The organism is Clostridiales bacterium (assembly GCA_030016385.1).
Lineage (GTDB): Bacteria > Bacillota > Clostridia > Clostridiales > Oxobacteraceae > JASEJN01.
This window is the reverse complement of sequence record JASEJN010000036.1, coordinates 1-23648: the sequence shown is the minus strand read 5'-3', so window position 1 is coordinate 23648 and position 23648 is coordinate 1. Positions and strand designations below refer to the sequence as shown.

The window sequence follows — 23648 nt, the reverse complement described above, 5'->3', positions numbered from 1 at the left end:
ATGGGGAAGATAACTATAGTAGGGCTCGGACCGGGCTCCTTAGACGACATTACACTGAAGGCTTTAAAGACGATAGAAAATTCAAAATGCCTATACTTGAGGACAAAAATACATCCAACTGTAAAATATCTTGACGATATGGGAATAATATATAAAAGCTTTGATGATTACTATGACAAATTTCCGGCCTTTGAGAAGGTATATGAGGAAATATCAAAGCAAATAATCGATATGGCGAGGGAACATGATGTTACATATGCAGTTCCGGGGAATCCTCTTGTAGCGGAGGATACCGTACAGATGATTTTATCTTTGGCAAAACAAAGCAATATAGATGTGGATATAGTTCAGTCGGTAAGTTTTATAGATGCGGTGATAAAAGCTCTGCCTATAGACCCCATCGACGGGCTTACGGTCATGGATGGCCTGCAGATAGCAAACATTCATGTAGACACATCTGTCCATAATATAATAACTCAGGTATATAATAGAAAAGTTGCATCTGACGTAAAGCTTAAGCTCATGGATTATTATAAAGATGAGCAGGAGGTAACAATGATACATGCGGCAGGGGTAAAGGATATGGAAAGAATTGAGAAAATGCCCCTTTACAATATAGACAGGGTTGATTGGGTGGACCACCTGACGAGTATTTATATACCTCCTGCGGCAAAGAGAAGATACAATATGGAAGACCTTACTGAAATTATGGGAAGGTTGAGGGGAAACGGCGGATGCCCATGGGACAGGAAACAGACTCATGAGTCTTTAAAGCGGTATCTGATTGAAGAAAGCTATGAAGTCCTGGAAGCCATAGATCAAAAGGATGAAGAGAAACTCTGTGAGGAACTTGGAGATGTTCTTTTACAGGTGGTATTCCATGCGCAGATCGCAAAAGAAGAGGGCAAATTTGATCTGTACGATGTAACGGATAAGATAACGGACAAAATGATAAAAAGACATGCCCATATATTCGGAAATGATGTATGCCTGACAGCAGAAGATGTTATTGAAAATTGGGATAAAATAAAAAGAAAGGAACAAAACCACAAAACCGTAACAGATGTATTAAAGCATGTGCCCAAAATTTTACCGGCTCTTATGAGAAGTTATAAGGTTCAGGAGAAAGCAGCCGGGGTTGGATTTGACTTCAATAATATGGAAGATGCGATAAAAAAGATAAATGAGGAATTAAATGAATTAATTGAGGTATACAAATCAGAAGAATATGGTAAAATAATAGAAGAACTTGGAGATCTTCTTTTTGCTGTGGTGAATGTATGTAGGTTTTTAAATGTCATGCCCGAGTTTGCACTGAATAGCACGACTGAGAAATTTATCAGGAGATTTGAATACATAGAAAAAAGTGCCGGTCAGTTAAATAAAAAATTGGAAGACATGACATTACCGGAGATGGATAAATTATGGAATGAGGCTAAAATGAATAATATTTAGAATTTTGATAAAAACTATCGGTTAAAAAGAAGGATTTTTCAAGTTTATGAAGAATATGCTAATCTATGATGTGATGAACATCATGTGTATCTTTAAGGAGGGAAAATAATGAATAAAGCAGATTTAATTACAAGTATTGCCGAAAAAAGTGGTTTAACAAAAAAAGATGCGGAGAAAGCTCTTAAATCATTTATAGACAGCGTTGAAGAAACCATGGAAAAAGGTGATAAGGTTCAGCTTGTCGGATTTGGTACATTTGAAGTAAGGGCAAGAGGGGAAAGAAAAGGCAGAAATCCAAGGACTATGGAAGAAATAGCTATTCCAGCTTCAAAGGTTCCCGTATTTAAAGCCGGCAAAGAATTCAAAGACAGAGTCAATAAATAGCATACTAAAAAAAGCTCCCATATGTTTCTTTGGGAGCTTTTTTCATCTATATCTTTGGGAACATATTTTATATTTATTGGTATATTTTAAAAAATTTGTATTGGAGTGTTTTTTATGAGGCTTGATAAATATCTTAAAATATCCAGGATAATTAAGAGAAGGACAGTTGCAAAAGAGGCATGCGATACAGGAAGGGTATCTATAAATGGAAGGACAGCAAAACCGGGCAGCGAAGTGAAAGCGGGAGATGTAATCGAAATCCGCTTTGGCAGCAGATTTTTGAAGGCTCAGATTCTTGGTACTCCCGATGTTGTAAGAAAGGGCGAGAGCTCCGGTATATATAAAATAATCGAAGGAGAAGACAATTTTTAGAAGCAGCTATTATTTATCCGTTGTGGTAATATTATAAGTGAACTTTTATATAAAGCTTTTTTAAAGCATTAGGCCAATTTTTACAGGGCTGTCCGTAGAATAGCATATTGCCTTGATTGAGCTTGCATAAAAAGGAGTGGGGTCAAGTGTTTAAAAAAAAGATAATAGCTGTTTTGGTACTGGCTGTTTTTTCTGCTTTGTATGCGGGATGTTCGCGGCAGCCGAAGTTTGAAGATGCATTTAAAACATATGCTTCAAACTGGAGCAAGGAAAATTTTAAAGCGATGTATGCCCAGCTTTCCGCGGATACCAAGAAAAATATATCTGAAGATAATTTTGTTCAAAGATATACAAACATTTATGATGGTATAGGTGCAAGCAAAATCACTATTACACCGAAGATAACGGAAAAAATGAAGCCTGACAAAAATAATAAAATATCCGTACCATTTGATATGAGCATGGAAACTGCTGCAGGAACAGTCAAGTTTTCACACAATGCCGGGATGGTTTTGGAAAAACAGAATAACAAAAGCGAGTGGCATATCGTATGGAACGAGCAGATGATTTTTCCCCAAATGGGTCCGGGGGATAAAGTGAGGTTTAATCTGTCTGAAGCCCAAAGAGGGGAGTTGCTCGACAGAAACGGAAAAGAGCTTGCAGCCAACGGCACAGTTCAATCGGTGGGTGTCGTGCCCGGGAAATTGGGAAACGATAAAGAAACATCAAAGTCTAAGATAGCGAGCATTTTAGGTATTGCCGTCGATCAAATCGATAGCCTTTTAAACCAGAAGTGGGTAAAGGACGATTTATTTGTGCCGATAGCAAAAATACCGGAAAATGATGGCAGGACTGATGATCTTCTTAAAATACCGGGAGTCAAAATTACCAATGTCAAGGCGCGGGTCTATCCATATAAAGAAGCTATGGCCCAGCTTATAGGATGGGTTGGCAATATTTCAGGCGATGAATTGAAAAAATTGAATTCTGAAGGATATACCGACTCGGATATAATAGGCAAGGCGGGTCTGGAGCAGATATTTGAGAAAAGGCTCAGGGGCAAAAACGGCGGCGAAATATGGATAGAAGGTTCCGATAATAGCAGGAAACAGACTATAATAAAAACAGAGCCTCAAAATGGGGAGGATATAAAGCTTACCATAGATGCCAATATGCAGGATGCCCTATACAAACAGCTATCACCCGATGCCGGGGACGCTGCGGCAATAAACCCAAAAACATGCGAAGTTCTGGCCCTTGTCAGCAGCCCTTCTTATGATCCAAATCAGTTGGTGCTCGGTATTTCACAGAGTCGGTGGAAGGCATTGAATGATGACCCTAAAAAGCCGCTTATGAACAGATTCGCCCAGGTTTATGCGCCTGGTTCCACATTTAAGGCGATTACGGCAGGGATAGGTTTGAAAACAGGCAAGATAAATCCTGATGAAAAGATAAACATACAAGGGTTAACCTGGCAGAAGGATAAATCATGGGGCGATTATTATGTAAAAAGAGTATCAGACCCCAAGAGGCCCGTGAACCTCAAAGATGCGCTTGTCTATTCTGATAATATATATTTTGCGATGTCGGCTCTTAAGATCGGAGGAAAGCCTATGATTGACGGGGCAGCATCATTTGGCATAGGCGAGGATATTCCCTTTGAGTATCCTATAAAAAAATCCATGATAACCGAGGGTGACTTTCAAAATGATATACAGCTGGCCGATACGGGATATGGCCAGGGAAAAGTTGAAACCAGCACATTGCACCTCGCATTGATTTATTCATCTTTGGTAAATAATGGCAATATTTTAAAGCCTGCCCTTGAACTCAAGGAAGGCGGTACGCCCCAGGTGTGGCATGAGGGTGCGATACCGAAAGACAAAGCTGAAATAATACTGAATGACCTTATACAGGTTGTAGAAGACAGCAAAGGTACTGCAAGGGAATGCAGGATACCAAATGTTTCAATAGCAGCAAAAACAGGGACGGCAGAATTAAAGGCTGATAAAAATGATAAGGAAGCTAAGGAAAACGGATGGTTTGTAGCCTTGAATACCGATAACCCAAGGCTTGCCGTATCGATGATGATCGAGGATGTAAAGGCAAGGGGCGGCAGCCATTATGTCGTGCCCAAGGTAAAGAATGTGCTGACCGGGTTTTTAAAATAGCGTTTATATATACCAGTGGCAGTGAAGTAAGATAATTTAAACTTTATATATAACCCTTCATAAATATATGATGATATTCATATAATCTTATAGAATATCATAAGGTGTATTTAAGAGTGGCATATATCTTGCGGGGGGTTATTATTTTGGATGACAAGAAAAATCTAAATTCTGCAAAGATACAAATGCAAAAAAGGATTGTCTCTGAAAAGAGACAGAACATCTCTCTTGAAAACAGGGAAAGGGTTATTTTAAGCGGGATCCTGAATGTTGAAAGCTTCAATGAAAGCCAGATAGTACTGGATACAACGCTGGGGACCCTTACTATAAAGGGCTCGGGCATGCATATGAGCAGATTAAATGTTGAAACAGGGGATCTGGCTATAAACGGTAGAATAGATATGTGTGCATATTCTGAGAAGCAGGATATCAAACATGCAGGTGAAAGTTTTTTAAGCAAACTCTTCAAATAGATTAATGGAGGGTTGACGATGCTTTCGACATTACAGGTCCAGTTTATGTCTCTTTTATTATCCATTTTTGCAGGTATCGCAATAGGTCTGCTTTTTGACATGTATAGAACCATTAACTATTATACAAAGCCTTCCAGGGTTTTTCTTTCTTTTATGGACTTGCTATTTTGGCTTATTACCGGGTGTATGGTGTTTTCGATATTGCTGAGGGCAGATTTTGCGGCATTGCGGTTTTATACATTTGCAGGGATGTGTTTCGGAGTATTTATATATCTCAAACTGTTTTCAGAATATATACTCAAATTATATCGGGGTATCATATATATAATAATCAGGATTGTACATATTTTTTATATATTTGCACTGATACCATTTAAACTTTTATATAATTTATTCTGGGGACCTGCCAACGGCACAAAGAAGTTTTTCAAGAAATCTTTTAGCAATATTGTAAGGAAACGATTTGGCAAGAATAAAGAAGGCGGCAGGCCTTAGAACTTATAAAACTTGAATCTGGCGAATGAGTGTTCAAAATAACACAAGATAAAATTACGAATTGAAGTAATAATTTAATAAAAGTTTGCAATTTTGCAGGATTTTTTTGAAACGTATAGAATAATTAACCGTAATAAATTTAAGAAGGTCGGATATTATGAAAAAACGGAAATTCAGAATCAGGTATATCATTGCTGCTGCGTTAATCTTTTATGTGGGATATACTGTAATCGGACAGCAGATAATGATAGGCAGGATAAAAAATCAGATTAATGTATACAAGCAGGCTAACGCAAAGATTGAGAATCAGAACTCTTATTTGAGAGATAAAATTGAGTTCGCAAAAACAAATGAATATAAAGAAAAAGTCGCAAGGCAGAAGTTAGGGCTGATTAAGCCCGGTGAGATAGTGTTTGCAATAGATGATAAAAAGTGATACTCTATTTCACAGGCTGTAAATAACATAAGTTCATATTTAGGTGTATATATATTCTTCAAATATGAAATATGCACCCGTTAGAGATTTCGGATGCTTGACACTATTTTTTAATTATTATATAATTATCACATTGAATTTATTAAGGAGGAAACTTTTTTGTATGTCCCTAAAGGTAGGTAGCATTGTAGATGGAACTGTAGTAAATATTACAAATTTTGGAGCGTTTGTTGAACTTGCAGGTGGCAAAACAGGGTTGGTTCATATTTCTGAGGTGTCTGATACATTTGTAAAAGATATAAGAGATTTCTTGAAAGAAAGAGAGAGAGTTAAGGTAAAGATCATATCGATTGAGGATAATGGCAAGGTGAGCCTTTCAATTAAACAAGCCCGGGATGAATTGCATAAAAAATCCGCACGACCTGTGGATATTGATTGGTCGCAGGATAAGGGCAGAACAGCATCTATGTCCTTCGAGGAGCGGCTGTCCAAGTTTTTGAAAGACAGCGAGGAAAAGTATCAGGATTTAAAAAAGAACCAAGAGGGAAAGAGGGGCGGAGGTTATACAAGGAGAGGCTCGGCTTTTTAGATAATAAAAGAAGCATTTCACATATGTGGAATGCTTTAATTAATATGAACTAACATATTATTTAAAAAAATGGTGGAATTCTTGCTGAATTAAGCTAAAATAGAGGTATTATATGATAAAAGCTGCTATAGATATAGGTACCAACTCGACGAGGCTTTATATTGGGAAAGTTGGCAAAACAATTGAAAGGATCGAAAAACGGACAACAATAACGAGGCTTGGTAAAGATGTGGATAGTGAAAGAAAGCTTTCACTACAGGCGATAGAAAAAACAGTATGTGTTCTTATGGATTATAAAAGAAAAGCGCAGAGCTATGGGGCATCCGAGATTATAGCCATCGCAACGAGTGCTGTAAGGGATGCCGAAAACAGGGACGAGTTTATTGGAATGATAAAGGACAAAACAGGGATCGATGTAAAAGTAATATCAGGCGATGAAGAGGCAAGGCTGGACTTTGCAGGAGCATCGCAGATAATTGGCGGAACGGGAATTGTGATAGACATAGGGGGAGGGAGCACTGAGATCATTCTGGGCGATAAAGGCAAAATACAGTTTGCCGACAGCATAGACATCGGCTCTGTAAGAATAACCGAAAAATTTATGAATACGGATAATATAACAGATGACCAAATATGTTTGGCTGCCCAGTATATAAAAAATGCCATTGCCGGTGCGGTGGAGAAAATAAAGGGAAGCGGATATGCGCATTCAGCGGATTGCAGAAATGTCGGAGGATCATGTGGCGGCAGTTTTGAAATTGCAGGCATAGGAGGCACGATTACATCTCTGGCGGCTGTCAATCAGGGGCTTAAGGTTTATGACATCGACAAGGTTCATGGATATAAGATCTACAGGGATAACGTGTGCTCCATGTTCGACATGTTTGCACGCTGCGGCATCGATGAAAGAAAGAAAATAAGGGGGCTCCAGATGCAGAGAGCCGACATAATACCTGCCGGAACGCTCATATTGAGGACAATAATGGAAGAGCTTGATTCTGAATATATAACTGTGAGCGAATGCGATAACCTTGACGGCATGATAAAATGTTATTAGGCGGGTCTTAGAACTTACAAAATTTGAATCTGGCGAATGAGTGTTCAAAATAACATAAGCTCAAATTGCGAATCGGAGAAAATAATAAAAAATACTTGAAAAGATTAAAACCCGATGCTATACTATAATAGCAGCAGGGCGTGGAACGGTGATCCTGATACACGCCACAATGCCGGAGTGGCGGAACTGGCAGACGCACAGGACTTAAAATCCTGCGGTCCCTTAAAGACCGTACCGGTTCGATCCCGGTTTCCGGCACCAAATATCGCGGGGTAGAGCAGTCTGGTAGCTCGTCGGGCTCATAACCCGGAGGTCGTAGGTTCAAATCCTTCCCCCGCAACCAGATATGGCGGCGTAGCTTAGTTGGCTAGAGCATTCGGTTCATACCCGAAGGGTCGTAGGTTCGAGTCCCACCGCCGCTACCATTTTAAAAAGCAGCATATCAGCTGTTTTTTTATTTTTTGTCAATCTGCGGTGTTAGTTTTTTTAGGTATATTTTTTATCTCTATTAAATACTGAATGATGACCATTTAACTGTGGATAAGTAAAGAAAACATTTTATTTTAGTCGAATGTTAAGTCCGTTTAATTAAATAAACTAATATTTGTCGTTCAAAAAAATTTTTAACTGCGACATAATGACAAACATTATGGAATATACATGGTATAATAGCCTTACCAAAATAAGGAAACGGGTGGTGAGGTTATGGAAAATGTTTTAAATAATGCGCGGGAAAAGATGTATCATACCGATACGAGCAAGCATAGTAAGAATAGCTTGTATAAAAAGATTATATACTATGCTGAAGATTCAACTTTATTGCTTACTGTAATAGGCTTTTTCATGGGGAGAGTTTCTATAATGAATATGATATCTCCCTTTGGCACCTCATTTTTAATATCCGCAGCAGCGACTATGGGGATAAAAAGTGCGAGCATCATAGGTATAGGCATAGTAGCAGGGTCGCTGACGGCAGGTGGGACATATAAGCCTGTCGAGTCTGTTATCGCGCTGGCGGCGGTATTTTTATCCGCCAGAATCTTCAAACTCAACAAAAAAACATCCACATTCAAGGTATCGTTTATTGCTTTTTCTGTAAATCTAACGATATCTCTCATGTACGGTTTAATTTTAAACGGGGCGTTCGTGTCTTTATACGTTCTGCTTTCATTATTTGATTCTTCAATAGTAATGGCTCTTGTCTACATATATAATTATTCGATACCTGTAATATCGGAAAGAAAGAGAAGAAAAGTGCTGTCAAATGAAGAGATAATATGCCTGTCTATCATTTGCGGGGCGGTCATATCGGGGCTTTCGAACATATATATATTCGGCATAGCGTTAAAGACGGTGCTCTCCGTATTTGTGATAACAGCCGCGGCATATGGGCAGGGACCGGGAGTCGGGGCTGCTATCGGAACGACAATAGGTATAATTACATGTATGTCGCAGAGCAACGCGCCCCAGATTTTATCGGCATATGCCTTAGCCGGAATGCTTTCTGGTATATTCAAGGATATGGGTAAAGTTGGTTCCGGTATAGGATTTATGATGGGGGATATGATTATAGCTTTTTATCTTGGAAATTTTAGGAATGTGGTAAATTTTACGGACTTGATCACAGGTATTTTTATATTCTTGATCTTTCCCGTATCCGTCCTTAAAAAAGCGATACCGTATGCAGGCTCTTCTGCCGAAAAATTTATAGAACAGCAGTCCTATGTTGAAAGGATAAAAGATATAATAAGGGGCAGAATCCTGCATACTGCGGATGTATTCGATGAACTTTCAAAAACGCTCCAGGATAACGAGCATACTGAAAAGCTCCGTGAGGGCAGCGAAATAAGCAGTGTAATAAGCTCTATCGTAGACAGGGTGTGTTCCAACTGCGAAGCCAAAAACATTTGCTGGAAGAGGGATTTTTATAATACATACCAGGGAGTATTCCAAATGGTGGATGTGATACAGACGGATGGCCGTGTAGATATGGATACCGTACCTGATATATTGAAGAAGAACTGCCTGAAGGTCGGTCAATTAATCAAAGCCGGCAATTATGTATATGAGTTGTACAGAATGAATTACAAATGGAGAAGGAAGGCACTGGAGGGAAAGAGGGTAATATGTGAACAGATAGACGGCATCAATGGAATATTGAAGAAGCTTTCCGATGAAATAAAAAAAGATATTATGTTTAAAAATGATGTGGAGGAAGAGCTTGCAGCTACCTTGGATAAAGCTGGATTGCTGTTTGAAGATATTATTGTTACAAGGGATGAAAACGATAAATATGAGGTTAATATATATAAAAAGGCATGTCTTGGGAAAAGGGAATGCGTAAAGGATATATGCCCTGCGGTATCGAAGGTTTTAAACAGAAAAATGAAAAGGGACAGCAGGCCCTGTGCCATAAAAGAAGGTACTTTAATATGCTGTTTCAAACTTATTGAGGATGTAAAATATCAGGTATCCACCGGAATTTCAAGAGTGGTCAAGGATGAAGGAGGTATATCGGGCGACAATTACTCATTCCTGGAGTTGAATGACGGTAAGTATATGATGCTTTTAAGCGACGGCATGGGCACCGGACCCGCCGCAGCAATTGAAAGCAATGCTGCCGTAAGTCTTCTTGAGAAATATCTTGAAGCCGGCTTTGATAAATCGACTGCTCTCAAGGCGATAAATTCCGCTATGGTTTTAAGATCACAGGATGATGAATATGCTACGATAGATCTTGCAGTTGCAGATCTTTACACTGGGGATATCGAGTTTATAAAAATAGGAGCAGTATCCACTTTTATAAAAAGAGAGAACGGGACTATAGAAACAATTAATTCCACTACCCTTCCCATAGGCATATTAAATGATGTCGATCTGGAAATAAAAAAGGAAAGGCTGTCGGATGGGGATTTTGTTATTATGATGACAGATGGAGTCTTGGATGTGGGAGGTAAGGTTGACACGGAATGGGTCATAGGCATCCTTGAAGAGATTAAAAGCAAAAATCCCCAGGAAATTGCAAACATGATAATAGAAAAAGCAAAGGAAAGAAATAAAGGAGGCATACCTGATGATATGACCGTAATGGTATCTAAAATATGGCAAGTCTTATAAAAGAATGGGGAAATAACCTCCCCGTTCTTTTATATTTGCTATCCGCTGTAGAATATATTTTGCGTTATAGGGAGAGAATTTTATTATAGTGTTTACAAAATATATGATAAAATATATTATATTCATATATACTTGTACTAAAACTTTGGTCGCTATTGAAAATTGACTCGGGTGAAATTATGTTACAGAGCGCTTTAAATACAATTAAAAAATATAATATGCTGAAAAAAGGTGATGTAGTGGTTGTCGGGGTATCCGGCGGGCCGGATTCCATGGCACTGCTCCATCTTTTATATACCTTAAAAGATGAATATTGTTTGAAGATTCATGCCGCCCATTTAAATCACATGCTGCGGGGAATGGAAGCCGATCTTGATACTGAGTATGTTAAAAATTTTTGCATAAAATTTAATATACCTTATTCGATCAAATATGCCGATATAAATAGTATGGCCGAAAAAGATGGGTTATCCACTGAGGAGGCAGGCAGAAGAGAAAGGTACATTTTTTTTTGTGATATCGCGAAAAAAATAGGAGCTAATAAAATTGCGCTTGCCCACAATATGAATGATCAGGCGGAAACTATACTGATGAGGATGATAAGGGGTGCGGGACTTGACGGACTGTGCGGAATAAAGCCTGTTCGCGACATGCTTTATATAAGGCCGCTGCTGTTTACGATGAGAGAAGATATAGAAAAATATTGCAGGGAAAACGATATTGCCCCGAGGATTGACAGAACCAACTTCGTACCTGTTTATACGAGAAATAAAATAAGGCTTGAACTGATTCCATATATTAAAAAAAACTTTAATAAAAGAATTGAACTATCACTTTCAAATACGGCAAGTTTGGTATCTGAGGACAATGATTTTATAAATGAATATTCCGATGGGATTTTTGAAAAGATTGCATATATAAAAAACCATCGTGTGGATATAAATATAAATGACATCCGGAATTTGCATGATTCAATAAAAAAAAGAATAATAAGGAGGGCTATATTTTCTGTCAAGGGAGATTTAAATGAAATAGAAAATAAACACATAGAACTGATACTTTCTATAATTAAGCAGGGCGCTACAGGAGGTGCCGTTGAACTTCCCGGCGATATTAAAGCTATTATAAGCTATGAAATCTTATGTATCGATAAATCCGGCAATGGTAGTATAAGGCCGTTTTGTTATGATATGTCGGTACCGGGCGTTACGAAAATTCCTGAGATCGGAGGAGAGATAAGAGCTGAAATCATAGGCAGTGATATTGATTATAAAAAGGCGGATTCATTTGTTAAATATTTTGATTATGATAAAATAAAGTATAAGCTATATGTAAGATCAAGGCATGATGGGGATTGCATAGTACCATTAGGAATGAGATATAAAAAGAAGTTGAAGGAAATATTTATAGACAGCAAGATTCCGAGGAATGAAAGGAATAAAGTACCTTTGATATCCTGTGGAAGAGAAATTTTATGGGCTGTGGGGTTAAAGATGAGTGACAGTTTTAAGATCGATGAAAACACAAGAAGAGTGTTGAAACTCGCGTATAAAAGGTTGGGGGTTTAATAAAATGCTAAATGATGATGTACAGGAAGTTTTGATAACAAAAGAGAGGCTTGCCGAGAGAATAGCCGAGCTTGGCAAACAAATTTCAAAGGATTATGAAAATAAAGATCTCATGCTTATAGGAGTATTAAAGGGATCCGTACCCTTTATGGCAGATCTTATGAGGGAAATAACAGTTGACTGCACTATGGATTTTATGGCTGTATCGAGCTATGGAAGCTCTACCCAATCATCCGGTGTTGTGAGGATATTGAAGGATCTGGATTCAGATATCGAGAACAAGCATGTTTTGATCGTCGAAGATATCATAGATACGGGGTATACGTTGAAGTATCTGCTCGGCAATCTGAATTCGAGAAAGCCTGCAGATGTTGAAATATGCTGCCTTTTGGATAAGCCGGACAGAAGAATGGTTAACCTTGATATCAAATATGAAGGCTTCAAAATCCCAGATGCATTTGTTATAGGATACGGGCTTGATTATGCAGAAAGATACAGAAATCTTCCGTTTATCGGAATACTTAAGAAAGAAGTGTATGAAACGAAATAATTTCTTTAGCCTTGATTGGAATAATTATTTTTTGAATATAAAATATGTAACCGGAGTAAAGTAACTTCGATTCGTAATATGAACTTATGTCATTTTGAACACTTATTCGCCGCTCAAAATAACATAATCCTATTTATGCCTGATTTCAAATTATGGATTGAAGGTAAAGTAAACAAATATTTGTATTTGCTATTTTGTTATGCTAAAATTAATAATTGTTAAAAACATGCTAGATTAGAAAGGGGGGCTAGCTATGAAAAAAATGCTTCGTAGTGCCAGCCTGTGGATATTGATAATTATTGCGATTTTTTTAGCTGCAGATATATTCAGTAGTGGTGGAAAGACAAAAAAAGACATGACTAAAAGCGAATTGCTGACGGCTGTAAAACAAAAGCAGGTAAGTGAATTAAATATCGCTGAAACAAAGGTAACAGGGGTACTTAAATCCGGAGAGCAGTTTAATGTACTGGTGCTGGATGGAAGGGATTTTTATAAAGATGTAAAAGATATAATGACACAGAATAATATACCTGATGAATCCATAAAGATTGCCGATATTCCCACACAACCTTTGCCGTTTTGGGTTACAATGCTTCCTACGGTAGTTCTTGTCATTTTTATAATAGCATTTTGGTTTATCTTCTGGCAGCAGTCACAGAGCGGTGGCGGAGGACGCGGAGTTATGTCCTTTGGTAAAAGCAGAGCCCGTATGGTGACAAATGAAAAAAAGAGAGTGACTTTTGACGATGTGGCAGGGGCAGATGAAGAAAAGGCTGAGCTTGAGGAGATAGTTGACTTTTTAAAAGAGCCGAGGCGCTATATTGAGCTTGGGGCAAGGATACCCAGAGGCGTTTTATTAGTAGGGCCTCCGGGAACAGGTAAAACGCTCCTTGCAAAAGCTGTCGCAGGTGAGGCGGGGGTGCCGTTTTTCAGCATAAGCGGTTCTGACTTTGTTGAGATGTTTGTCGGTGTTGGAGCATCGAGGGTGAGAGATCTATTCGAACAGGCAAAAAAGAATTCCCCAAGCATCGTATTTATAGATGAGATAGATGCCGTCGGAAGGCAAAGAGGTGCAGGTCTTGGCGGCGGACATGATGAAAGAGAACAGACGTTAAATCAGTTATTGGTTGAGATGGATGGATTTGGAGTAAACGAAGGTGTTATAATAATCGCTGCGACAAACAGACCTGATGTACTCGATCCGGCGCTTCTGCGTCCGGGCAGGTTTGACAGGCAGATTGTCGTGGGTATTCCCGATATAAAGGGAAGAGAAGCAATACTAAAGGTGCATTCGAAAGGTAAACCTCTTGAAAGTGAAGTTGATCTTTCGATACTGGCAAAGAGAACTCCCGGATTTACAGGTGCGGACCTGGAGAACCTTATGAATGAAGCAGCGCTTTTGGCTGTGAGGAAAAATAAAAAAATGATAGGCATGCAGGAACTTGAGGAATCCATAACAAGAGTGCTTGCAGGTCCTGAAAAAAGAAGCAAGGTTATGAGCGAAAAGGAAAAAAGGCTTACAGCATTCCATGAGGCCGGCCATGCCGTGGTTATGAAGCTTCTGCCTGGTGCGAACCCTATACATCAGATCAGTATAATACCGAGGGGGAGAGCGGGAGGTTATACCCTTCAGCTTCCTGAAGAGGATAAAAATTATACGTCTAAATCGGATTTATCCATTGAGATTATCGGTCTGCTTGGCGGCCGCGCAGCCGAAAAACTTGTGCTTAACGATATAAGCACAGGAGCGACAAATGATATTGAAAGGGCTACAACTCTTGCAAGAAAGATGGTAACAGAGTATGGCATGAGCGATAGGCTTGGACCTATGACGTTTGGAAGTCCGCGCGATGAGGTGTTTTTGGGCCGTGACTTTACAAGGGGCAGGGACTACAGCGAAGAGGTGGCAGCTCAGATAGATAAGGAAATAAGAAATATAATCGAGGATTCTTATCATAAGGCTGAAACATTGTTGAAACAAAATATGAACAAACTTGAAAAAGTGGCTGGGGCTCTTCTCGAGAAAGAAAAGCTTGAAGCAGAAGAGTTTGAAGAGGTATTTAACGCGGCGGTTTAAGATAGCAAATAAAAAAGAGGCATTTGCCTCTTTTTTATTTGCTTAAAATATTATTTGCTAAGATATTCATCTATGGCTTTAGCAGCTTTTTTACCAGCTCCCATTGCGAGTATAACTGTTGCGGATCCCGTTACGGCATCTCCTCCGGCGTATATTCCATTTCTTGATGTAAGGCCTGTTTCTTCCTCAGCCACTATGCAGTTTCTTTTATTTGTCTCAAGGCCCTTTGTGGTTGATGCGATAAGAGGGTTTGGAGACGTTCCAAGTGCCATTATTACCGTATCAACATCCATTATAAATTCGGAGCCTTCAATTTTTACAGGCCTTTTTCTACCGGATTCATCAGGCTCTCCAAGCTTCATTCTTACGCATTTAATTCCCTTGACCCAGCCTTTTTCATCACCTATTATTTCAACAGGATTGGTTAGAATATCGAATATTACACCTTCATCCTTTGCATGCTGGACTTCTTCAGCTCTTGCAGGGATTTCCTCAAAAGATCTCCTGTATACTATATGCACTGTCGAACCCAACCTGAGCGCTGTCCTTGCAGCATCCATTGCGACGTTTCCTCCACCTACTACGGCTGTTATTTTACCTGCTTTAATGGGGGTGGAATAATCTTCTCTATATGCCTTCATCAGGTTGCTTCTCGTTAAGAATTCGTTTGCAGAGAATACGCCGTTCAAATTCTCACCGGGTATTCCCATAAATTTAGGAAGCCCTGCGCCCGAGCCTATGAATACGGCATCGAAACCCTCTTCATTCAGAAGCTGGTCAACGGTTATCGTCCTTCCTATTAAAACATCCGTCTCGATGTGGACGCCTAATTTCTTTAAATTATTGATTTCATGTTTTACGACCGTATCCTTTGGCAGCCTGAATTCCGGTATTCCGTATACTAAAACACCGCCTGCCTTATGCAATGCCTCAAAGATTGTAACATCGTATCCCATTTTGGCAAGGTCTCCGGCACAGGTAAGTCCGGAAGGGCCGCTGCCTATTACCGCAACCTTTTTGTTCTTTTTTTCTTTAATGTCGGTGAAACTTATATCGTGTTCTCTTGACCAATCGGCTACAAATCTCTCAAGTTTGCCGATTGCTATAGGTTCACCTTTAATTCCCAGTACGCATTTCCCCTCACATTGCGTTTCCTGCGGGCATACCCTGCCGCATACGGCCGGCAGTGCGCTTGACTCGGCGATTATTCTCGCAGCTTCCTTGAAGTCACGGTTTTTCACGCAGTGTATAAATTTTGGTATGCTTATGGATACAGGACAGTTTGTAACACACATCGGCTTTTTGCAGTTAAGGCATCTGCTGGCTTCCTTTACAGCTTCCTCTTCATTGTATCCAAAGCTTACTTCATTAAAGTTTTTTATTCTTTCCTTGGGATCCTGCTCGCGGACAGGAGTCCTCTTCATTCTATCCATCATCTGTCACCATCCAATCCTATACGGCATTTATGCCCTTCTCTTCTTTCTTCATCCTCTATTTTCTTTTTTCCTTCTTCTGTCTTATACATTGTCTGCCTTCTCATAGCTTCGTCGAAATCTATCAAATGAGCATCGAATTCCGGACCGTCGATACACGTGAATTTTGTGACATTTCCGACGGTTACACGGCAGGCTCCGCACATTCCCGTACCATCCACCATGATGGAGTTCAAACTTGCAATAGTTTTTATACCATACTTTTTTGTAAGTTTTGATACAAATTTCATCATAATCATGGGACCTATAGTTATGACTTTGTCGTAATGGTGACCTTTCTTTATGAGATCTTCCAGCAAACCTGTTACCAGACCGTTAAAACCATATGAGCCGTCATCAGTTGCTATATATAAGTTCCTTGCTACGCTCCTCATTTCATTTTCGAAAAGTAAGAGTTTTTTTGTTCTGGTACCTATTATAACATCGGCATTTATCCCATGCTCATGCAGCCATTTAACCTGCGGGTATATAGGGGCAGTGCCTACTCCTCCCGCGACGAACATAAATTTTTGGGATTTAAGCTCATCTATATCTTCCCCGACAAATTCGGAAGGATTTCCCAAAGGACCCACTACATCGGAAAAACTTTCGCCTTCCTCATATGAAGCCATTTCATTAGTTGAAGAGCCAACAGCTTGAAATACTATCGCAACAGTACCCTCTTTGCTGTTATAGTCGCATATTGTAAGGGGTATCCTTTCTCCCTCTTCATCTGCTTTAACTATCAGGAACTGTCCCGGCTTTGCGGATCTTGCAATTCTTGGGGCACTCAATTTCATAAAATAAATATCCGGAGCCAATACTTTTTTTTCCAATATCCTGTACATTTATTTTACCTCCAGTAAAAGTTCATTAATATAATAAGATATTTTAGTCATGCCAACCGGCATCTGACAATATTTTAACACATGTTTTAAAAAAATAAAAACTTTTTGTAGACTCCACGGGAAATATATTTTATATTTGAAAAATATTATCCCGGTTATGTTCGTCTATACCGTCCGTTGAAGTTAATGTTCCCTAAAAAATACTTTACTAATAATATTATGACAAATTGTTCTTCGATCTGTCAACCTTCCAGTTTTAACGAATTTCACAAACTGTTTCTAGATCTTCAATTCGCAGTTTGAAATCAGGCATAAATGTGATTATGTTATTTTGAGCGAGAATGAGTACTCAAAACAACATAAGTTCATATTACGAACCGAGGTTTCTAAATAGATTGACTTGTATGGATATGCAGCTTTAAAATAAACGTGTACAGAAATTATAAATTGGATAAAATGTGAGAGGAAAGTGGTAAAATGCTGCTGGACATTTCGCTTAGGGACTATTTACGAAGGGCTTCGCAATCAAATGCCGCTCCCGGCGGAGGATCGGTATGTGCATTATCCGCAGCACTGGGAGCTGCGATGAACTCGATGGTGGGAGAAATATCCATATCGAAATGCGAGAATAACGATGGTAAAGATAAAATGGAGAGCATGGTAAATGCAAGCATAAAATTGATGGATGAGCTAAAATGTGGGATCGATGAAGATGTTGAAGCGTTTAATATGGTACTTGAGGCTTATAGGCTTCCAAAGGATACGGCCGATGAAAAGCGCGAAAGATCAGGCGCGATACAGGATGCATTAAAAGGGGCGTCCGCTCTTCCGCTAAGGATAGCTTATTTATCCGTCGATGTCATGAAGATGTCCATAAATATGCTGGAGCAAGGGCGAAAAAGCGCGTTAAGCGATGCCTCCTGCGGGGGATTTTTAGGATATGCGGCATTAAATGGAGCATTATGCAACGTGAGAATTAATATAAAAAGTATTGATGATAAAAATTATGCCGCTGATATGGAGAAGAGAGTTGAATATCTGGAGAATGAGAGCGAAAACCTCCTTGCTAAAATAAAAGAGCTTTCTTTAAAAAAATTGGCCAAAATGTGATAAAATTGATATATTAAAATATGCTTGGAGGGACGGGATTGGAAACTGATATTCAAATAGCTCAGCACTCTAAGATGAAACCTATTCTGGATATTGCCAAGGGCATTGGAATCAAAGAGGATGAGATCGAACTTTATGGAAGGTATAAGGCAAAGATAAACCTCGATCTTTTAAAGAGGCTCGGAAATAAAAATGACGGGAAGCTCATACTTGTAACTTCAATAAATCCGACTCCCTTTGGAGAGGGGAAATCCACCGTAACGGTGGGGCTTGGCGATGCACTGAAGAGAACAGGCAAAAATGTATGCATAGCGTTAAGGGAACCTTCCCTTGGCCCTGTATTCGGCATAAAAGGCGGTGCTGCAGGGGGCGGGTATGCCCAGGTCGTTCCCATGGAGGATATAAACCTGCATTTTACGGGCGACATGCATGCCATAACTTCTGCAAACAATCTGATTGCAGCGGCTATCGACAACCACATCCATCAAGGGAATGAGCTTTCGATAGACTCGAGGAGGATAATGTTTAAAAGAGTCATGGACATGAATGACAGGGCTCTTAGAAACATTGTTGTGGGTCTTGGAGGGAAAGCAAACGGTTTTCCGAGGGAAGATTCATTTATGATAACCGTCGCATCCGAGATTATGGCCATACTATGCCTTTCGAAGAATCTTTCCGACCTAAAAGAGAGGATAGCTAAAATACTCGTGGCATATAATATGAAAGGCGATCCTGTTTTTGTAAGAGATCTTAAAGTACAGGGAGCGGCTGCCTTGCTGATGAAGGATGCCATAAAGCCAAATCTTGTACAGACTCTCGAAAATACTCCTGCGTTTGTGCACGGCGGGCCTTTTGCAAATATTGCCCATGGATGCAACAGCATACTTGCAACGAAAATGGGCTTGAAACTTGCAGACTACGTTGTCACGGAGGCAGGTTTCGGCGCGGATCTCGGCGCAGAGAAGTTCATGGATATAAAATGCAGGTATGCGAAATTGAAGCCTTCCTGTGCGGTAATCGTTGCGACCGTAAGGGCCCTTAAACACCATGGGGGTGTCTCAAAAGAACTTCTTATGGAAGAAAATATCGATGCCCTAAACCGGGGATTCTGTAACCTTGAAAAGGCGATAGAAAATATGAAAAAATACAATATACCTGTAGTCGTTGCCATAAACAGGTTTGAAAGCGATACTGAAAATGAGATCGATATTTTAACGAAAAAGTGCAATATGTTGGGTGTACCCGTTTCGTTATGCGAGGTATATAAAAAAGGAGGAGCCGGCGGCGTAGACCTTGCCGGAAAAGTCATAGATGCTATAAATGCCGGGGGGAACAATGATTTCAGATTGTTATACGATGAAAGCCTCCCAATAAAGGATAAGATAAATATTATCGTAAGGGAGATTTACGGAGGACGCGATGTTATATTCACAAAGGCTGCGGAAAAGGAGATAGGCGAAATCGAAAAGCTCGGACTTGATAAAGTGCCTGTCTGTATGGCGAAGACACAATATTCCCTTTCGGATGATCCGTCCCTGGTTGGAAGGCCGCAGGATTTTGATGTGACTGTAAAAGAAGTCAGGATTTCAAACGGTGCGGGGTTTGTAGTCGCACTCACGGGCAACATAATGACAATGCCTGGACTTCCGAAGGTACCGGCAGCTGAAAATATAGACATAGATGAGAATGGTGTAATAACAGGTCTGTTTTGATTGCTTTGGAGGAGATATTTTGAATATTAAAACAATAAATATTAAAGGGAAGATAATAGGAGGCGATAAACCTCTTATATGCATTCCTATCATGCCGATGAATAATGATGAGGTCGTCGAAGAATGTGAGTATGTAAAGGATAAAAAACCGGACATGGTCGAATGGAGAGCCGATTTTTACAGCAATGTACATGATTTAAACTCAATATTGTCGGTACTTGATTACATAAAAAGAACTATTCCACAATTTCCTTTAATATTTGCTCTTCGGTCCGATGAGGAAGGCGGCCATGCTGCAATAGAAGAAGATAAAAGAATCGGCATTATAGACAAGGTTATAAGGGCGGGACTTATTGATATCGTGGATATTGAGATTCAAAAATGCAGGGAAATAATCGATATGTCGAAAAGAAACGGCATATATACGATAGTTTCATATTATAATTTTAAAGAAACTCCAAAGGAGACGCTCATGCTGTCTAAGCTTGTTGAGGCGCAGAATGAAGGAGCGGATATCGTAAAAATAGCTGTAAAGCCAAAGAACTATTTCGATGTAATTGCGCTTTTTAACAGTGCTTTGACGTTTAAAGAAAAATACGGCTCGATACCTGAGATAGATATATCGATGTCACGAATAGGAAATATAAGCCGTTTTGCAGGGGTTTATTTTGGCTCATCGGTAACTTTTGCATCGGGTTTGAAGTCTTCGGATTCCGGGAAAATACCGATAGAAAAGTTAAGGATGCTGTTCGATACCTTTGTACGATGTTAAATTGATGTAATTATAGATAATTGTATCCAAATATAAAATATATAACTCTTGTAGTTTCTATAGTTTCGTCTATTGCCAGGATTACATGGTATGTGCTATCATTATTTAGGTATAATGAATTTTGTAAGTGGGACAATAATCAACCAGTATGGACAGAATAATACAAACCAAATAAATTAAATTCAAAATGGAGAATAGAAGTGGAGTATTTACAGGAAACTCAACCGGCTAGCTTGCCGGCATGTTGTTTTCTTAGATAAAAGATTTCATTTAATGACTCATATGTAATATGACTGATATTTTTATATTGATCTGCCGCAAAACTATATCCATAGGGGGGAAAATATATGGGCAAAATCGATGAATTAGTTTCGCAAAAACAAAAAATTGAAAAAGGCGGTGGCCTGGATAAGATTCAGAAGCAGCATGAAAAGGGTAAAATGTTTGCCAGGGAGAGGATAAATGCACTTCTTGACCAGGGAAGCTTTGTTGAGGTCGGTGCATTTGTGAAACACAGGTGCAACAGTTTCAATATGGCAAACATCGAAGCACCGGCGGAAGGCGTTGTGACCGGTTACGGAACGATAGACGGCCGTTTGGTTTATGTATATGCCCAGGACTTTACAGTAATTGGCGGTTCCCTTGGGGAAATGCATGCAGAAAAAATCTGCAGGATAATCGATATGGCCGTTAAAATGGGGGCACCTGTAATAGGACTTAACGATTCAGGCGGCGCGAGAATACAGGAGGGTGTAGACGCTCTGTCCGGATACGGAAAGATATTCTTCAGAAATACGAGAGCTTCGGGAGTGATACCGCAGATATCGGCGATACTGGGGCCATGTGCGGGAGGAGCCGTATATTCGCCGGCACTCGGGGATTTTATATTTATGGTTGATAAGACAAGCAAGATGTTTATAACAGGCCCTAAGGTAATAAAGGCAGTAACGGGTGAGGAAGTATCCGCCGAAGAGCTTGGCGGTGCAGCGACGCATAACACCACTTCAGGTGTCGCACATTTTATAGCACCTGATGAAAGCTCATGTTTTGCACAGATCAAGAAGCTGATAAGCTTTTTGCCATCCAATAATATGGAAAATCCACCTGAATATCCGGCATCGGATGATCTGAACAGAAAAATATACGAGTTTGATGGCATAATTCCGAATAACGCAAACACACCTTATGATATGAAAGAGATAATAACAAGAATAGTCGATAATGCCGACTTCTTTGAAGTTCAGCAGTATTTTGCTCAGAATATAATAACAGGATTTGCAAGGATAAATGGAAGGTCTATCGGTATTGTTGCAAATCAGCCTGATGTTCTGGCCGGCAGTCTTGACATAAATGCATCCGACAAGGCTTCAAGATTTATCAGAACATGTGATGCATTTAATATACCGCTTTTGAATATAGTGGATGTTCCGGGTTTTCTTCCGGGAACAAGCCAGGAATATGGCGGAATAATAAGGCATGGAGCCAAGTTGCTTTATGCATATTCGGAAGCAACGGTGCCGAAGGTTACCATGATCGTAAGGAAAGCATATGGTGGTGCATACCTTGCCATGTGCAGCAAGGATTTGGGAGCGGATATCGTGTATGCATGGCCTTCTGCTGAAATAGCGGTAATGGGCCCCGAGGGAGCTGCAAACATAATCTTTAAAAAAGAGATAGAATCGTCACTGGATCCTGAAGAGGAAATAAGTTCGAAGATAAGGGAATACAGGGACGAATTTGCGACACCATATATTGCTGCGCAAAGAGGATATGTGGACGATGTTATAATACCGTCGGAGTCAAGGCAGAGGCTTGCAGCCGCATTTGAAATGCTGCAGAGCAAGCGGGACAGCAGCTTCTCTAAAAAGCACGGGAATTTTCCTGTGTAATTGAGTTTAAAAGAGGTGCCATAAATGGGAGATAAACTATCTTTAGGAATAGCAATAGCGATTATATGCATAGTTCTTATTGGGTTTAGTTATATTATAAAGCTTCAGCATGTAATAATTGACATTATGAATAAGAGCAAGAAAGTAAACGATGCTAAAGCCGATCAAGTTGCATGGAAGGATGAAGATGATGATGAGCAGCTTGTAGCCGTAATATCCGCAGCAGTTGCATCATATCTTGGAAGATCAGTATCGGACATAATAGTAAAGACTATAAAAAGAGTAGAACCGCAGGTGCCATCCTGGGCAAAAGCCGGACGTCAGGATGTCATGAGTTCAAGATTTTAATGATGGAGGGATTTAGTATGAAGAAGTTCAAGGTTACTGTAAATGGAAAATCATATGAAGTTGAAGTCGAAGAATTAGGAGGGACGCCTGCATATGCAGCGCCGCCAATTCATACAGCACCGGTTGCAGTATCGCCTGCGCCAAAACCATTAACTGTAAAACCATCGCCTGTGCCTGCATCAGTTGAAACGGCAACTGATAAAAAAGAGGAGCCGGAACCAAAAAAGACTGTAGAAAAGGCTGTGCCTGAACAAAAACCTGTCAGCACTGAACCCGCGAACGCAAAGCCTGCTGAAGGCAGCGAGACGATATCATGCCCGATGCCGGGGACGATACTTTCAGTAAATGTTAAGGAAGGGGATACGGTAAAGAAGAGGGATGTACTGTTTATACTCGAGGCCATGAAGATGGAAAACGAAATAATGGCGCCGCGTGATGGCCGAGTTACGAAAGTTGGAGTCGAAAAAGGAGCATCGGTTAATACAGGTGACTTACTTGCCATTATTGAATAAAGGGAGCTGTTTTAAAAGTCCTGACTATACAGAGGAATCTTATAAAATTGTTTAGCATAATTATATTTATACAAGGGCTGTTGCATAATGAATAAATATTCATTATGCAACAGCCCTTTTTAAAATTTTTGATACACATTTTTTGAAGTTTGTAATATAATATATATATATCTTCGATTCGTAATGTGAACTTATGTTATTTTGAACACTCATTCGACAGATTCAAGTTTTGTAAGTTCTA

Annotated in this window: 21 protein-coding genes and 3 tRNA genes; 22 read left to right on the top strand and 2 right to left on the bottom strand. The window is 39.7% G+C overall.

What is annotated here, in order from left to right; all coding sequences use genetic code 11:
* The 16 genes from mazG (at position 1) to ftsH (ending at position 14744) form a co-directional block, all read left to right on the top strand.
* Entirely contained in the window at positions 1-1455 is a 1455-nt protein-coding gene (mazG, locus tag QME45_09535) for a nucleoside triphosphate pyrophosphohydrolase (protein ID MDI6618897.1), read from the top strand.
* A gap of 108 nt (positions 1456-1563) precedes the next feature.
* On the top strand, positions 1564-1839 hold the full coding sequence (locus tag QME45_09530; GenBank protein ID MDI6618896.1) for an HU family DNA-binding protein: 276 nt from the start codon (positions 1564-1566) through the stop codon (positions 1837-1839).
* 114 nt (positions 1840-1953) lie between these two features.
* On the top strand, positions 1954-2211 hold the full coding sequence (locus tag QME45_09525; protein ID MDI6618895.1) for an RNA-binding S4 domain-containing protein: 258 nt from the start codon (positions 1954-1956) through the stop codon (positions 2209-2211).
* Between the two features lie 146 nt (positions 2212-2357).
* Positions 2358-4382, top strand: coding sequence for a penicillin-binding transpeptidase domain-containing protein (locus QME45_09520; protein MDI6618894.1), 2025 nt, complete (start codon positions 2358-2360; stop codon positions 4380-4382).
* Positions 4383-4528: 146 nt separating this feature from the next.
* Positions 4529-4855 carry a sporulation protein YabP gene (gene yabP, locus QME45_09515; GenBank protein ID MDI6618893.1) on the top strand — a complete coding sequence of 109 codons (327 nt, stop codon included), beginning with the start codon at positions 4529-4531 and terminating at the stop codon, positions 4853-4855.
* A gap of 18 nt (positions 4856-4873) precedes the next feature.
* The gene (gene yabQ / locus QME45_09510; protein MDI6618892.1) at positions 4874-5350 is read left to right on the top strand and encodes a spore cortex biosynthesis protein YabQ; all 477 of its coding nucleotides are present in this window, start codon (positions 4874-4876) and stop codon (positions 5348-5350) included.
* Between the two features lie 157 nt (positions 5351-5507).
* The gene (locus QME45_09505; GenBank protein MDI6618891.1) at positions 5508-5786 is read left to right on the top strand and encodes a septum formation initiator family protein; all 279 of its coding nucleotides are present in this window, start codon (positions 5508-5510) and stop codon (positions 5784-5786) included.
* Between the two features lie 163 nt (positions 5787-5949).
* Positions 5950-6375: a S1 domain-containing RNA-binding protein gene (locus QME45_09500; GenBank protein MDI6618890.1), complete on the top strand. Its 426-nt coding sequence runs from the start codon at positions 5950-5952 to the stop codon at positions 6373-6375.
* Between the two features lie 112 nt (positions 6376-6487).
* Positions 6488-7432, top strand: coding sequence for a Ppx/GppA phosphatase family protein (locus tag QME45_09495; protein ID MDI6618889.1), 945 nt, complete (start codon positions 6488-6490; stop codon positions 7430-7432).
* 171 nt (positions 7433-7603) lie between these two features.
* Positions 7604-7693: transfer RNA gene (locus QME45_09490), tRNA-Leu, on the top strand.
* A gap of 5 nt (positions 7694-7698) precedes the next feature.
* Positions 7699-7775 (top strand) — tRNA-Met (locus QME45_09485).
* A gap of 5 nt (positions 7776-7780) precedes the next feature.
* Positions 7781-7857, top strand: a tRNA-Met gene (locus QME45_09480).
* A gap of 280 nt (positions 7858-8137) precedes the next feature.
* Positions 8138-10549, top strand: coding sequence for a stage II sporulation protein E (gene spoIIE, locus QME45_09475; protein ID MDI6618888.1), 2412 nt, complete (start codon positions 8138-8140; stop codon positions 10547-10549).
* A 179-nt stretch (positions 10550-10728) separates the two neighbouring features.
* Entirely contained in the window at positions 10729-12117 is a 1389-nt protein-coding gene (gene tilS / locus QME45_09470; protein ID MDI6618887.1) for a tRNA lysidine(34) synthetase TilS, read from the top strand.
* Between the two features lie 4 nt (positions 12118-12121).
* Entirely contained in the window at positions 12122-12667 is a 546-nt protein-coding gene (gene hpt, locus QME45_09465; protein ID MDI6618886.1) for a hypoxanthine phosphoribosyltransferase, read from the top strand.
* A gap of 253 nt (positions 12668-12920) precedes the next feature.
* Entirely contained in the window at positions 12921-14744 is a 1824-nt protein-coding gene (gene ftsH / locus QME45_09460) for an ATP-dependent zinc metalloprotease FtsH (GenBank protein ID MDI6618885.1), read from the top strand.
* A 50-nt stretch (positions 14745-14794) separates the two neighbouring features.
* On the opposite strand, the gene gltA is transcribed toward ftsH, so the two are convergent.
* Positions 14795-16177, bottom strand: coding sequence for an NADPH-dependent glutamate synthase (gene gltA, locus QME45_09455; GenBank protein MDI6618884.1), 1383 nt, complete (start codon positions 16175-16177; stop codon positions 14795-14797).
* Entirely contained in the window at positions 16177-17064 is an 888-nt protein-coding gene (locus QME45_09450; protein MDI6618883.1) for a sulfide/dihydroorotate dehydrogenase-like FAD/NAD-binding protein, read from the bottom strand. Before QME45_09450 ends, gltA begins: the two co-directional genes overlap by 1 nt.
* A gap of 477 nt (positions 17065-17541) precedes the next feature.
* On the opposite strand from QME45_09450, the gene QME45_09445 reads away from it, so the two are divergent.
* The 6 genes from QME45_09445 to QME45_09420 all read left to right on the top strand — a co-directional run bounded on the left by QME45_09445 (position 17542) and on the right by QME45_09420 (position 23407).
* Positions 17542-18174: a cyclodeaminase/cyclohydrolase family protein gene (locus QME45_09445; protein MDI6618882.1), complete on the top strand. Its 633-nt coding sequence runs from the start codon at positions 17542-17544 to the stop codon at positions 18172-18174.
* 38 nt (positions 18175-18212) lie between these two features.
* Positions 18213-19886, top strand: coding sequence for a formate--tetrahydrofolate ligase (locus QME45_09440; GenBank protein ID MDI6618881.1), 1674 nt, complete (start codon positions 18213-18215; stop codon positions 19884-19886).
* Positions 19887-19905: 19 nt separating this feature from the next.
* Positions 19906-20658 (top strand): type I 3-dehydroquinate dehydratase, encoded by a 753-nt coding sequence (aroD, locus tag QME45_09435; protein MDI6618880.1) that lies wholly within the window; start codon positions 19906-19908, stop codon positions 20656-20658.
* Between the two features lie 347 nt (positions 20659-21005).
* Entirely contained in the window at positions 21006-22547 is a 1542-nt protein-coding gene (locus QME45_09430) for a carboxyl transferase domain-containing protein (GenBank protein MDI6618879.1), read from the top strand.
* Between the two features lie 24 nt (positions 22548-22571).
* Positions 22572-22895 (top strand): OadG family protein, encoded by a 324-nt coding sequence (locus QME45_09425; protein ID MDI6618878.1) that lies wholly within the window; start codon positions 22572-22574, stop codon positions 22893-22895.
* Between the two features lie 17 nt (positions 22896-22912).
* Positions 22913-23407 carry a biotin/lipoyl-binding protein gene (locus QME45_09420; protein ID MDI6618877.1) on the top strand — a complete coding sequence of 165 codons (495 nt, stop codon included), beginning with the start codon at positions 22913-22915 and terminating at the stop codon, positions 23405-23407.
* The last annotated feature ends 241 nt before the right edge of the window (positions 23408-23648 follow it).

Bases quoted from the DNA above. Each gene is read 5' to 3' on its own strand.
- mazG (MDI6618897.1), top strand. From the start codon at position 1: ATGGGGAAGATAACTATAGTAGGGCTCGGACCGGGCTCCTTAGACGAC.
- QME45_09530 (MDI6618896.1), top strand. From the start codon at position 1,564: ATGAATAAAGCAGATTTAATTACAAGTATTGCCGAAAAAAGTGGTTTA.
- QME45_09525 (MDI6618895.1), top strand. From the start codon at position 1,954: ATGAGGCTTGATAAATATCTTAAAATATCCAGGATAATTAAGAGAAGG.
- yabQ (MDI6618892.1), top strand. From the start codon at position 4,874: ATGCTTTCGACATTACAGGTCCAGTTTATGTCTCTTTTATTATCCATT.
- QME45_09505 (MDI6618891.1), top strand. From the start codon at position 5,508: ATGAAAAAACGGAAATTCAGAATCAGGTATATCATTGCTGCTGCGTTA.
- QME45_09500 (MDI6618890.1), top strand. From the start codon at position 5,950: ATGTCCCTAAAGGTAGGTAGCATTGTAGATGGAACTGTAGTAAATATT.
- QME45_09495 (MDI6618889.1), top strand. From the start codon at position 6,488: ATGATAAAAGCTGCTATAGATATAGGTACCAACTCGACGAGGCTTTAT.
- spoIIE (MDI6618888.1), top strand. From the start codon at position 8,138: ATGGAAAATGTTTTAAATAATGCGCGGGAAAAGATGTATCATACCGAT.
- tilS (MDI6618887.1), top strand. From the start codon at position 10,729: ATGTTACAGAGCGCTTTAAATACAATTAAAAAATATAATATGCTGAAA.
- hpt (MDI6618886.1), top strand. From the start codon at position 12,122: ATGCTAAATGATGATGTACAGGAAGTTTTGATAACAAAAGAGAGGCTT.
- ftsH (MDI6618885.1), top strand. From the start codon at position 12,921: ATGAAAAAAATGCTTCGTAGTGCCAGCCTGTGGATATTGATAATTATT.
- gltA (MDI6618884.1), bottom strand. From the start codon at position 16,177: ATGGATAGAATGAAGAGGACTCCTGTCCGCGAGCAGGATCCCAAGGAA.
- QME45_09450 (MDI6618883.1), bottom strand. From the start codon at position 17,064: ATGTACAGGATATTGGAAAAAAAAGTATTGGCTCCGGATATTTATTTT.
- QME45_09445 (MDI6618882.1), top strand. From the start codon at position 17,542: ATGCTGCTGGACATTTCGCTTAGGGACTATTTACGAAGGGCTTCGCAA.
- QME45_09430 (MDI6618879.1), top strand. From the start codon at position 21,006: ATGGGCAAAATCGATGAATTAGTTTCGCAAAAACAAAAAATTGAAAAA.
- QME45_09425 (MDI6618878.1), top strand. From the start codon at position 22,572: ATGGGAGATAAACTATCTTTAGGAATAGCAATAGCGATTATATGCATA.
- QME45_09420 (MDI6618877.1), top strand. From the start codon at position 22,913: ATGAAGAAGTTCAAGGTTACTGTAAATGGAAAATCATATGAAGTTGAA.